The organism is Streptomyces griseorubiginosus, assembly GCF_017614965.1.
Lineage (GTDB): Bacteria > Actinomycetota > Actinomycetes > Streptomycetales > Streptomycetaceae > Streptomyces > Streptomyces griseorubiginosus_B.
On record NZ_WVUG01000262.1, the window covers coordinates 1 to 12689 of the forward strand.

At 70.1% G+C, this 12689-nt stretch carries 9 protein-coding genes, 1 tRNA gene and 1 pseudogene; 7 read left to right on the forward strand and 4 right to left on the reverse strand.

Going from position 1 to position 12689, the window contains the following annotated elements; translation table 11 throughout:
- Positions 1–238 precede the first annotated feature (238 nt).
- From GRC12_RS33820 to GRC12_RS33840, 5 genes are all read left to right on the forward strand, one after another.
- On the forward strand, positions 239–1018 hold the full coding sequence (locus GRC12_RS33820) for an HAD-IIA family hydrolase (protein ID WP_208783615.1): 780 nt from the start codon (positions 239–241) through the stop codon (positions 1016–1018).
- A gap of 93 nt (positions 1019–1111) precedes the next feature.
- A complete protein-coding gene (locus GRC12_RS33825) occupies positions 1112–1651 on the forward strand; it encodes a hypothetical protein (protein WP_208783617.1) in 540 nt (179 codons plus the stop codon).
- Between the two features lie 2 nt (positions 1652–1653).
- Positions 1654–2319, forward strand: a complete 666-nt coding sequence (locus GRC12_RS33830; RefSeq protein ID WP_208783620.1) for a class F sortase — start codon at positions 1654–1656, stop codon at positions 2317–2319.
- Between the two features lie 99 nt (positions 2320–2418).
- Positions 2419–3978: an LPXTG cell wall anchor domain-containing protein gene (locus tag GRC12_RS33835; protein WP_208783622.1), complete on the forward strand. Its 1560-nt coding sequence runs from the start codon at positions 2419–2421 to the stop codon at positions 3976–3978.
- A 398-nt stretch (positions 3979–4376) separates the two neighbouring features.
- Positions 4377–5378, forward strand: coding sequence for a glycoside hydrolase family 6 protein (locus tag GRC12_RS33840; protein WP_208783624.1), 1002 nt, complete (start codon positions 4377–4379; stop codon positions 5376–5378).
- Positions 5379–5385: 7 nt separating this feature from the next.
- Here the strand turns inward: GRC12_RS33840 and GRC12_RS33845 are convergent, their stop codons facing one another.
- The 4 genes from GRC12_RS33845 to GRC12_RS33860 form a co-directional block, all read right to left on the reverse strand.
- On the reverse strand, positions 5386–7323 hold the full coding sequence (locus tag GRC12_RS33845) for a galactose oxidase-like domain-containing protein (protein WP_208783626.1): 1938 nt from the start codon (positions 7321–7323) through the stop codon (positions 5386–5388).
- The gene (locus GRC12_RS33850; protein ID WP_208783627.1) at positions 7320–9323 is read right to left on the reverse strand and encodes a glycosyltransferase family 2 protein; all 2004 of its coding nucleotides are present in this window, start codon (positions 9321–9323) and stop codon (positions 7320–7322) included. Before GRC12_RS33850 ends, GRC12_RS33845 begins: the two co-directional genes overlap by 4 nt.
- Before the next feature lie 321 nt (positions 9324–9644).
- Positions 9645–10361 (reverse strand): FadR/GntR family transcriptional regulator, encoded by a 717-nt coding sequence (locus GRC12_RS33855; protein ID WP_208783629.1) that lies wholly within the window; start codon positions 10359–10361, stop codon positions 9645–9647.
- A gap of 226 nt (positions 10362–10587) precedes the next feature.
- Positions 10588–10661 (reverse strand) — tRNA-Lys (locus tag GRC12_RS33860).
- A gap of 177 nt (positions 10662–10838) precedes the next feature.
- Between GRC12_RS33860 and GRC12_RS33865 the strand changes: the two genes are divergently transcribed.
- Complete coding sequence (locus GRC12_RS33865) at positions 10839–12305, forward strand: peptidoglycan-binding protein (RefSeq protein WP_208783630.1); 1467 nt, start codon at positions 10839–10841, stop codon at positions 12303–12305.
- Positions 12306–12412: 107 nt separating this feature from the next.
- Positions 12413–12689: pseudogene (locus tag GRC12_RS33870) on the forward strand (SPFH domain-containing protein); the annotation flags it as partial.

Consider the following 12689-nt stretch of genomic DNA (forward strand, 5'->3'; position numbering starts at 1 on the left):
GGCCGGGCCCCCTCCCGGATCTGCCCTTCGCCGACGAACTCGCCCGCACCGGCCTCGGCACCCCCGGCGCCGTCCTCGCCGCCGTCACCGCCGTCCTCCTCGTCACCGCCGGCGGGCTGCTGCTGGCCCGCAGGCCCGGAAGGCGCCGCTGAGACGGCCGTTCCCCAAGATCCGGCCAGTGTCTAGGCTGGGGGCCCAGGCAGCACCGCGCACGGGCGTACGGCAGGAGATCGCGCACATGGCAGAACGCAGGCCCATCGAGTCGTGGCTCACCGACATGGACGGCGTGCTCATCCACGAGGGCGTACCGATCCCCGGTGCCGACGCCTTCCTGAAGAAGCTGCGCGAGTCCGGACGGCCCTTCCTGGTGCTGACCAACAACTCCATCTACACCCCGCGCGACCTGCACGCCCGCCTGCGGCGCATGGGCCTGGACGTGCCGGTCGAGTCCATCTGGACCTCGGCCCTGGCCACCGCCCAGTTCCTGGACGACCAGCGGCCGGGCGGCTCGGCGTACGTCATCGGCGAGGCGGGCCTGACCACCGCCCTGCACGACATCGGGTACGTCCTGACCGACCACGAGCCCGACTACGTGGTCCTCGGTGAGACCCGCACGTACTCCTTCGAGGCCATGACCAAGGCCGTACGGCTCATCCAGGACGGCGCGCGCTTCATCGCCACCAACCCCGACGAGACCGGCCCCTCCACCGAGGGGCCGCTGCCCGCCACCGGCGCCGTCGCCGCGCTCATCACCAAGGCGACCGGCAGGAAGCCGTACTTCGCGGGCAAGCCCAACCCGCTGATGATGCGCACCGGGCTCAACGCGATCGGCGCCCACTCCGAGACCAGCGCGATGATCGGGGACCGCATGGACACCGACGTGCTGGCCGGCATGGAGGCGGGGATGCAGACGTTCCTGGTGCTCACCGGGCTGACCCGGCCGGAGCAGATCGAGGACTTCCCCTACCGGCCGTCCAAGGTCGTGGACTCGATCGCCGATCTCGTCGAGCGGGTCTGAAACCCGTCACCACCCGTTCGGAGCAGCACGGGCCCCGCTGCGGATGCGGCGCCCCGCCGTACGGGGGAGTCTCCAGGTGTCTGGAGGTTCACGATGGGTTCAGCAAGAATCACTCTCTGTGCGGCGGCGGTGGCCGCGGCGGTCGTCTCCTTCGCTCCGGCGGCTCACGCGGGGGACGGGGGGGTGTCGGTCACCCCGGCCTCCCCGGCGCCCGGCAGCGATGTCTCCCTGCGGGTCGGGTACTGCGCCGAGAAGACCGCCACGGCCGTCTCCGCCGCCTTCGTCACGGACGTCCGGCTGGCCGTCACGGACGGCACGCTCGTCGGCGAGACCCGCATCCGCTCGTCGCTCACCGTGGGCACCTACGACGTGACGATCACCTGCGGCGGCTCCGAGCGCAAGAGCACGATCACCGTCGGCCAGGGCACGGGCCGGCCGGCGACTCCCACCTCGCCCTCCTCGCCGGTCGCCCCCGTGCCCGCCGGCGGTGGCGGCACCGCACACCTCGCCGCCACCGACGCGCACGCGGCCGGCCCCGGTACCGCTCACGCGGTGACCGGCCTGGTGCTGGCCGGGGCCGCCGCTGCCGCCGTCGCCGTGCTCAGCGGGCGCCGGAGACGCGGAACGGGCTGACCATGTCCGAACACGAGCGTTCCGCCGGCTCGGCCCGGCTGCTGACGGGTGTGGCCTGGGCGGTACTGCTGCTCGGGCTGTGGCTCTGGGGGCGGGGCGTCACCGACCTGCGGCAGGGCATATCCGCGCCGGCCACCGGCGACATGGCGGCGGTCGGACGCCCGCCGGACGCGGAACTCCCGCCCGCGGTACGCCCCTTGGGCGACGCGCTGCCGCAGCGGCTGGACATTCCCGACCTGCGGGTGCAGGCGCCGGTGGTGGCGCGGGGCCTGGACGCGAAGGGGGCGGTCGATCCGCCGCCCTTCGACCAGGCGGGCGTGGTCGGGTGGTACGCGGCCGGGGCCAGGCCCGGGGCGGCCGGCACCGCGCTCATGGTCGGGCACGTCGACACCGAGACCCGGCCCGCCGTCTTCTACCGGCTCAGCGCGCTCAGGCCCGGCGAGACGATCCGGGTCGTCCGGGACGACGGCAAGGTCGCCGAGTTCACCGTCGACGACGTGCGGGTCATCGCCCGCGACGGCTTCGACGCCCAGAAGGCCTACGGGCAGCGGCAGTCCGGGCGGGCCGAGCTGCGGCTGATCACCTGCGGCGGCAGCTTCGACCGGACACGGGGCAGCTACACGGCGAACGTGGTGGTGTCGGCGTACCTGACGGGCAGCGGACTGTAGAACGCGCGGCGGTGACCCGAACTCCCGGACAACCCTTGGCGTCCCTGGGGTGTCTGAAGGGTGGCGGGACGAGAGGCGTCCCGTGGGGAGGGACACGGAATGACCAACCGTCAGCGCAGGGCGGGGGCGGTGCTCGCCGCCTTCGCGGCCGCCGTCGCCGCATGGCTGCCCGCCTCGTCCGCGCAGGCCGCGGACGGGCCGGTGGTGCACATCTCGGTGCAGAGCGACGACATCGGGATTCCCGTCCCGGCCGGGGACGCGCCTCAGATCAGCTGGGGCCTGTTCAACGACGGCCCCGGCACCGCGAAGGACGTCACCGTCAAAGCTGACTTCAGCAAGGTCAAGGACTGGGTCACGGCCGACGGGAAGTCGGTCGACACCTACACCTGGTCCACGATCGCCAGCGTCCCCGAGGGCAGCGGCTCCGGCTACATCGTGGACCTGGCCGCGAAGCCCGGCACCCCGCTCGGTACCAAGGGCACGGTGACCCTGAGCGGCACGTCGTCGAACGGCACCGTGGTCTCCAAGACCGTCGAAGTGACCGTCGGCAACGTGGAGTTGACCGTCAACAAACTGACCGACCGCAAGGGCGACAAGCCCGGCTCCACGATCGAGAACCCGGTCACCATCAGCAACACCGGCTCGCTGCCCGCCCACGGCGCCCAGCTGCGGATGCGCACCACCGTCGGACTCTCGTACGCGGACCGCTACTCCAACTGCGTCTACTCCACGTCCGACGATGTCACCTACCAGGCGACCCAGCAGGCGCTGTGCACCTTCGACACGGTGCTCGAGCCGGGCAAGCGCTACCGGCTTCAGCAGCCGGTCAGGCTGGACGTCACCGACCAGGCGTTGTTCGAGTACTTCCGCGACGACGTCCTGCCCTCGCCCGGTGACCCCACCGCGATGTCGTCGGGCGACCACAAGCTCTCCCTGGTCGAGGACGGCACCGCGACCCCCGGCGGATCGGAGACCGGCCGCCAGGTGATCACCGTCGACAACACCGCCGACATGGTGGCCGGCGGTGACAAGGCCGAGGGTGCGCCGGGTGACGTGGTCCACGTCGACGTCTCCCTCAGCAACGAGGGCCCGGGCTGGGTCTCCTACAACCTCAGCGACGACCAGCCGGCCTTGCTGTTCACCGTTCCCACCGGCACCAAGGCGGTGGAGATCCCCAAGGAGTGCAGCGTGTGGAACGAGTACGGGGACGGGGGCACCGGTGAACAGACGCCCGGGGCACCGCGGTACGTCTGCGACCCCCACGACAACACCTACGCCGTCGGGGACAGCCGTACCTTCCGTTTCGGCCTGGAGATCCGCAAGGGCGCGAAGACCACCACCGGTGAGGTCAAGGCGATGACGGCGTACGGCAACGTCATGACGTTCGACGACAACCACACCAACGACACCGCCGCCGTCACCGTCGAGGTCGAGGGCGACGACAGCGGTACCGGCGCCTCACCCTCCGCGTCCGCCACCCCTTCGGGCGGCGACGACGGCAACGCCCCCACGACCCAGACGGTCGACGACACGGCCGCGACCGGCTCCCTCGCCAGCACGGGCAGCAGCAGCGTGCTGCCCGTCGCCGCCGCGGTGGGCGCGGGCGCGCTGCTGGTCGGTGGAGGTCTGGTGTTCGTCGTCAGGCGGCGCAGGGCCTGACCGCGGATTCGGCCGGAATCCCGGCACCCGGCCCGGCCGGCGGCCCGCTCCCCCTGAAGCCGCCGACCGGGCTGGTCCTCAACCGCGCGCGCTCGGGCCGCGGGAGTGACCCGGCGCCGGCGCGGGAGGTTCAGGGCCGCAGTGGTGCACTGCCGACCGGGGCTCAGGCCATCTGAGAAGACTCTAGAACGGATGAGCGCCGGAGCCTAGAGGGTGAATGACGCCAGGTCCCCCTGTGGTGGCTCTCCGTCATACGCGCTGGTGGCCGACGCCTTCACGGGCGCTGCCGGTCCTTCCGAGGTGTAACAGGTCGCCGACAAGGCCGGGACGGCCTCGTGGGCGGCTCGGGTCGTATGTCAGGATTGAGACCAGGACCGTTGCACCCAAGGGGGGGTTGGATGTACGGCAGCAGGGGGGCGTGTGCGGCCGCGCTGGGGGCGGTGCTGCTGGTCGCCGGGTGCTCCTCCTCGGGAGGCGGCGGCGACGAGAAGGCCGGCGCGACGATCACCCAACAGCCCAAGGAACGCGACCCGTTCTGGGTCAACCCGGACAGCAACGCGGCCCGGCAGGTGAAGGCGTACGTGAGGTCCGGCAAGGACGCCGACGCCGAGCAGATCCGCAAGATCGCCGAGCAGCCGACCGGCGAGTGGATCGGCCCGGAGAACCCCGAGCGGGAGGCCCAAGGCTTCACCGAGGCCGCCGACAGGGCGGGCCGCACCGCCCTGCTCGTCCTCTACAACATCCCGCACCGCGACTGCGGCCAGTACTCCCAGGGCGGCGCCTCCGACGGCGACGCCTACCGCGCCTGGATCGACGCGGTGGCCGCCGGCATCCAGGACCGCGCGGCGATGGTCGTCCTCGAACCGGACGCCGTACTGCACCTGTTGGACGGCTGCACCCAGGGCCAGTTCCAGGAGGAGCGCTACAGCCTGCTCGGCTACGCGATCGGCAAGCTGAAGTCGCTGAAGTCCACCAGGGTCTACCTGGACGCGGGCAACGCCGGCTGGGGCCACCCGGACCAGATCTTCCAGCCCCTCATCCGAGCGGGCATCGCCCGGGCCGACGGCTTCGCCGTCAACGTCGCCAACTTCTACTCCACCCAGGACTCCATCGCCTACGGCAAGCAGCTCTCCGCCAAGGTCGGCGGCAAGCACTTCGTCATCGACACCAGCCGCAACGGCAACGGCCCCTACACGGGCGGCGATCCGGCCGAACGCTGGTGCAACCCCCCGGGCCGGGCGCTGGGGGAGACCCCGACGACCAGGACGGCGGACGACCTGGTGGACGCCTACGTCTGGGTCAAGCGCCCGGGGGAGTCGGACGGCACCTGCAAGGGTGGCCCGAAGGCGGGCCAGTGGTGGGCGAGTTACGCACTCGCCCTCGCCAAGGCCGGCAAGTAGCCCACGGCTACGGCACCTTGACCCACTGCGCCTTCGACGGCGTTCCCTGATCGTCGTCGACGAACAGCATGTACCAGCCGGACGTCACCAGGTTCCGGTTCTTCGGCATCTTCACCGTGATCCTGTTCCCGGACGTGGTGAAGTCCAGCGCGACCGACCGCTGGTCGACGTCCGTGACGTGTGTCGACGCGCTCGGCCGGATCAGCCGTACCTTCTTGATCGCGGAGGCCTGCGGAGACGTGAACGTCCCCGTCCCGCCGCGGGCGATGGTCTGCGGACCGCCGTACAGCGACGGGCGTGAATCCCGGTACAGGTACGGCGGCGTGTAGATCTCGATCCGCTGCTCGAACCTGCCCGGCTTGGTGTTGGCCTTGTCGCCGTACAGCGAGTCGGATCCGAAGAACATCACCCGCCCGTCCGGCAGCAGGATCGACCCGGAGTGGTAGTTCCGCCCGACCAGCGGATCCGCCACCCGGTCGAAGGAGTTGGTGTCCGGGTGGTAGATCCGCGCCTGGAGGATGTTGGAGTCGCTGCGCCCCCGGTAGTCCTCCGAACCGCCGGACACCAGCACCGTGTCGTCCGGCAGGATCGACGACTGCGGATAGCGCGTGCCCTTCTCCAGCGTCGGCCCGTCCACGAAGTGCGGGTTCTTCGCCTTCAGGTCGATCAGCCGGGTCTTGTTGCTGGACAGCTTGGACTCGCCGACCCCGCCGCCGCCGATCACCATGAACTTCTCGTCCTGCGCGGGCGGCAGCAGCACCGTCCCGGACGTCTCCATCCTGTTGGCGTCGCTGAGTCCGGGCAGCTTGGTGAACTGGTTGGTGTCCACGTCCCAGATGCCCGGGTCACGCCCGACGTTGTCCGGCCCGTAGCCCGCGTTGGACCCCGAGTAGAAGATCTTCCCGTTCTGCATGAGGAACAGCGCCGGGTAGGTCGGGAACTGGCGGATCTTCTTCGTGTACGTCCACTTCTTGCTCGCCGGGTCGAAGATCTCGTTCTTGCCCGGGACCAGCTGACCGATGTCGTCGAGCCCGGAGACGCTGAGGATCTTGCCGTCGCTCAGGGTGGTGAGCGTCGGGTACCAGCGGGCTTCGTTCATCGGGTCGACCTTGATGTACTTCTCGGCGACCGGATCGAACTCGAAGGCGTCCCGGATGCCCTGGAAGTCCTTCTTGTCCAGGGCGAGTTTCTGTGCGATGCCGTAGGTGTTGCGGGCGTCGGCGCCGGTCAGCCCCTGGATCGTGTAGTTGTCCTGGGTGCCGGTCTCGTACTTGGTGCCGCTGAGCCTCGCCTCGACGTAGATCCGGCCGAGCCCGGGGTCGTTGCGCAGGAACCTGCCGGTCTTCGGGTCGAAGACCTTCTTCGCGCGGGGCACCAGCACCGGGTCCTTGGAGACGAAGGTCTTGCCGTTCTCCTTGCCGGTGAACACGGTCCCCGCGGGCAGCGTCATCGGCTTGTCCGGGTTCTCGTTGTGCACCACCATCAGCCCGCCGGCCTTGGTGACGTCACCCTTCAGCTTCTCGTACCGCTTGGTGCCGCCCGCGATCAGCAGGTTGCCGTTGGCCAACTGGGTGTGCCCGGTGCAGAACAGGTCCTTCGGCGTCGGGATCTTCTTGATCGTGCCCTTCACCGGGTCCCAGATCCGGGTGTCGAACTTCTTCGCGTTGAAGTTGTCCTGGTTGTTGCCCGACCCGGCGATCAGCAGCACCTTGCCCGTCCGCAGCAGCGCCGCGTGGATGGTGTCCTGGCGGTACTCCTTCGGGAACTCGATGATCTGCCAGTGCCCGTTGTCCGCTTTGTACTCGGGTCTGTTGATCTGGTACTGGTGGTACTTCGCGGTGCCGAAGCGGTACAGCCAGGGCCCGTTCATCCCGGCCAGCGCCAGCGCCACCGCCGTCCCGATCGCGAGCCTGCGGGCGCGGCGGTGGCCTGCACGGTCGTTCATTCCTTACGTCCCCCGAGTCCACCGAGTGCGATCTGCATCGTCTGGTCGTCGCCTGGGTCCGAACCTCCCTGCGAGGAGGCCCAGTTGGGCTTCTGCCCGGTGCCGTGCCGGGGCGTCTGCCGCTCCGGCAGCGCTCGCGGCTGGTACGGCACCGCGAGCGGGGCGTCCTGCGGCTCGGCCTGCTCCTGCGCCGACGCAGCCGGCTCCCGCTTCGCCCGGCGCAGCTGGTACCGCCAGGCGAAGATCGGCGACGCGGTGATCAGCAGGGCGAAGGAGGCCCAGACGATCATCGCGGGGTGCGAGTGCCCCAGGGTGAGACCCGCGGCGATCGAACCGCCGAAGACCAGGATGAAGAACAGGTGGACGCGGAAGGTCCCCAGCAGGGTGTCCGGGCTGGCCGAGTCGCCCTTGGGCGTCACCACGAACTTGGACTTGCGGCGCAGTACGGCGTCCATCAGGGAGCGCGCGTAAATGGGCGCCGACAGCGCGGACATCGCCATGCCCGCCACTCCGCCGGAGCCCTCCGGCTCGTGCGGGGAGACGTTGTGCCGGCGGTTCCAGACGTACAGGCCGATCTGCAGCGCGGAGGCGTTGCCGTACAGCATCAGCCACACGGTCGGGTCGATGTTCACGCCCGAGGCGCCCAGACCCAGGAACAGCGCGCAACTCAGCGCGGCCAGGATCCAGTTGAGGGCGGACATCGGGTAGAAGACGATCATCATCGTGTAGTTGAAGAGCTTGCCCGGAGGCAGTGAGAACCAGCCCTTCCAGTACTGCTTGAGGATCGTCTCGTACGTCCCCCGCGACCAGCGCAGCTGCTGGGTGAAGAAGTCCGTCCAGGCCGCCGGTCCCTCACCGACGGCGAGCACGTCCGGGGTGTAGACCGACTTCCACTTCCGGCCCGTGGCCGGGTTCTTGTGGCGGTGGATCTCGAAACCGGTCGCCATGTCCTCGGTGATCGAGTCGTACAGACCGCCGATCTGCTTGAGCGCGCTGATCCGCACGGCGTTCGACGTACCCACGAACATCGGGGCGCCGTAGAAGTTCCCGGCCCGCTGGATGAGGGCGTGGAAGAGGAACTGCTGGGACTCCGCCGCCTTGGTGATGGGGTTGTCGTAGTTGCCGTACACCTGTGGGCCGATGACGAAGCCGACGTCCGGGTCGCGGAAGAAGCCGAGCATCCGCTCCAGGTAGTTGGGCAGCGGCACATGATCGGTGTCGACCGAGGCGAAGTAGTCGTACGCGTCACCGTGCGCCTGGAGCCAGGAGTTGTAGTTGCCGTGCTTGGTCCTCGCGCGGAACGGGCCCTTCTTGCGGTTCCACTCCTCGACGCCCTTGCGGGAGAAGTGGTGCACGCCCAGGCGGGCGCAGACCGCCTTCACCTCGTCGTCGTCGCCCTCGTCGAGCAGCCAGACGTGCAGCAGGCCCCGGTGGCGCAGCCGCACGGCCGCCTCCAGAGTCCTGGTCACCATCTCCAGCGGTTCCTTGCCGGGCACGTACGTCGTGATGAAGGCGACCCTCGTGCCGGTCTCGGGCACCACCGGGACCGGGTCGCGGGCGACCAGGGTGGCGTGGGCGTTGGACAGCACGTTCATGCAGCGGAAGAACTCGATCAGACCGATCGAGACCAGCATCACGACGTCCAGCGCCGGCAGGAAGTCGAAGGTGGGGTAGTCGCGCTGGGTCCAGTGCTCCGGCTGCAGCAGCCAGGCGAGCAGGACCAGCGACAGCAGTGGCGCGGCGCCCAGCATCAGGGCGGCGCGGACCCGGTGCGGCTCCTGCGAGAGCAGCGAGCGGTACTGCACCTTGTAGGGCTTGTCGGGATCGGGCTGGGTGAGGGGGCCGGCCAGCCTGCTGTAGTGCTCGTAGTCGTATCTGGGCAGTGTTCTCTTGATCCGCCGGAACTGGCCCGTGTGGCTGTTCCTTTGCGAAGGCATGCGTAGCTGTGTGGTTTCTGACGGGTCGAAGTTATGCCGGGCGCCCGTCGGCGTCGACGTCATGAGTCATTACCCCCCACACGCGGGTCGCCGCGTGTTGTGTCGGTTCTCCTCACGCCTGTCGGTGGTCCCCCTCGACCTGTCGCAGGCGCAACGGTGGCTGGCCGTAGTCGCCGCACTCTCCACACCTCAGGACATGGAACGGCGGCCTTCCGGTTGCATGAACGCCCCCCTCGGCATCCGCTGGTGAACGGGGCCCCCTTAACCCCGCAGATCAGGCAACCGCTTACTACTCCCCCAACTGCCGCGTAACCACGGCATCTTGGACACAGGGTTCTACGGCGTTCATCATGATCGCAAGACGCGAAACGCGGTGTTTACCGGTCATACGCGTTCATTGGGACGCGTGTGGGGGTCCTGTGGACCTGTTGTGGACAGCCGGGCGCGGATGTTGCCGAAGTGCTCCCTTATGGCCGCCTCGGCCCGTATCGCGTCCCCGGACCGCACCGCGTCGAGGATGTCCCGGTGCTGCCGGCAGGTGACCTTCGGGTCCTGCGGGGTGCCCCCGAGGTCGGTGTGCACCCGGTGGAAGGCGTCCCAGAACGCCTCCAGGACCTCGCCGAGCAGGACGTTGTCCAGACCCCGGTAGAGGGTGGCGTGAAAGGCGCGGTCGGTGTCCGCGAGACCGGTGCCGCCGTGCGCGGCCTGCTCCTCCATGCGGGAGACGAGCGCGTCGAGTTCGGCGAGGTCCCGCTCCGGGACGCGCCCCGCGAGCCGGGAGACGAGCCCCGTCTCCACCGCCTCGCGCAGCTCCAGCAGCTGCAGCAGGGAGTCCTCGCCCCGGTAGTGCCCGGCGACCGTGCGGAAGGCGAGGCCCTCGATCATCGGGGCCAGGGACATCGGGCCGACGTACGTGCCGAAGCCGTGCCGGATCTCCACGATGCCCATCGCCTGCAGCGCCTTCAGCGCCTCGCGCACCGAGTTCCGGCTCGCCCCGAGGTACTCCATCAGCTCGGGCTCCGTCGGCAGCGGGGCTCCGGAGGGAAGCCGGCGGTCGATGATGAGCTTCTTGATCCGCTCCTGGAGGTCACGCGCTGCCATGGCCAGAGAGTATCCGGCCAAACAGCGGACAGCCCCCTCGTTCGAACGAGGGGCCTGCGTCGCCCTCGCGGCTGCGCAGAGCATGCGTCTCGACCTCGGCCGCCGGGGTTCCGGGGGAAGGGGGGTGTGGGTGGCGAAGCCCCCACCGCGCGCGGCGGAGCCGCGCAAAAACGACGATGGCGAGGCCGTTCGCGCTTTCCGCGAACATGCCTCGCCATCGACATCGTGCGCCGCCAGGGACTCGAACCCCGGACCCGCTGATTAAGAGTCAGCTGCTCTAACCAACTGAGCTAGCGGCGCCTGCTGACGTCGTAACTCTACCGGACCCCGGAGGGTGCTCCGGACCACCCCGGTCGGGGGCACGCGGCGGGGCCGTACGTCATTCGGACCGTCAGAATGCGCGTCGGGAAGACAGTTGGGAAACTGATCGATGTGCAAGAACGCGGTCATTTCCGTCCCGGGTGTGAGGGGAATCGCATGGAGACTCCGGTATTCGAGGAATTCGATCCCGCGAGCGACTGCGACTGCCCCGGATGCGCCCACCGGCGCGCGGCCCTGCGGCACTCGACGTCGGCGCGGACGGCCCGGCATCCGGCCGCCCGCCCCTTCGTGATCGTCGCCGCCTCCGCCGCCCTCGGCGCCGGTCACGCGGCACCGGCGGTCGCGGCTGAACACCTGCCCCCTGGACCCGGCGTCCCCGCAGGTGACGAACCCCAGACCCCGCAGGGCAGCAAGGCCCCCCTGCACGGCCCCGGGGGCAGGCCAGCCCGTCCGCAGAGCGCCGTTCGGGTGCCCACCACCACCCGTACGGAGATCATCAACCGGGCCAAGACCTGGGTCGCCGCCGAGGTGCCGTACAGCATGGACGACTACTGGACGGACGGTTACCGGCAGGACTGCTCCGGCTTCGTCTCCATGGCCTGGGGACTGCCGGGGAACGAATGGACCGGCAGCCTCGGCAAGTACGGGGTGCGCATTTCCAAGGAGGATCTGCAGCCCGGCGACATTCTGCTGTTCCACAATCCCGCCAACCCCGAGAAAGGCTCGCACGTCGTCATTTTCGGCGGCTGGACGGACTACACCCACACCTACTACATCGCCTACGAGGAGACGCCCCCGGGCGCCCGCCGCCAGGCCACGCCGTACGCCTACTGGAGCCACTCGGACCAGTACGTGCCCTACCGCTACAAGGGGCTGGGGGCGGACGCGGCGGGCCCGACGCAGAGCACGCCCAGTACGCCGAGCACGCCGAGCACGCCGAGCACACCGAGCACGCCGAGCACGCCGAGCACACCGAGCACGCCCAGCACACCGAGCACACCGAGTGCGCCGGCCGCCGGGGGGAGTGCCACGGCGTTTCCCGGGGCCGCGTTCTTCGGGCCGGGCTCGGACAACCCCTACGTCACCCGGCTGGGGCAGATGCTCGTGGCGCGCGGCGGCGCCCGGTTCTACGCCACCGGTCCGGGGCCGCGCTGGTCGGAGGCGGATCTCCGGGCCACCGTGGCCTTCCAGCTGGCCCAGGGCTGGACGGGCGCGGACGCCGACGGACTGCCGGGACCGCAGACCTGGGACCTGCTGGTGGCCGGCAAGGGCAAGGACATCCCGGCGGCCACGACCGGTGGCCCGGTGACCGGTGGCCCGGCGACCGGCGGGACAGTGACCGGCGGGGCGGCCGGCGCACCCGGCGCGCCCGCCTCCCACGGCGTCCCCGGCTATCCCGGGCGCGGGATGTTCCGGCCCGGGGCGGACAACAAGTACGTCACCCAGCTCGGGCGGCAGCTGGTGAGGAAAGGGTTCGGCAAGTACTACACGACCGGTCCCGGTCCGCGCTGGGGCGAGGCGGACCGCCGTAACGTCGAGGCCTTCCAGCGCGCCCAGGGCTGGCGGGGCGGCGCGGCGGACGGCTATCCGGGGCCGGAGACCTGGCGGCGGCTCTTCTCGTGATTCCCGTAGGGCATCGGGTTCTTCTCGTGGCGCAGCCGCTTCTCGAGGGCAACCGATCGAACCGACCCACTGTCATGACGCATCTGGCGCGGAGGCTGGAGGCACGCATGAGCACGACGACCACTTCACAGACACCCGAGTCCGAGGGACCGGCCAGACCCGGCCGGCTCATCCAGAACGAGTCGACCATGGAGATCCCCGTCCATCTGCTCTTCCGTGACGACCCCGACCCGGCGCCGGTCCCGGCCCGACCGGCGGTCGTCGGCCGTCGGCAGGGCACCGGCGAGCAGCCGCGCCTGCGGCGTCCCGTCCCGGCGAAGGCTCGTCCCGCGGTCCAGGTCGACCCCGAACTGGTCGAGCGGCGGGCGAGGGTGCTGCCGGGGG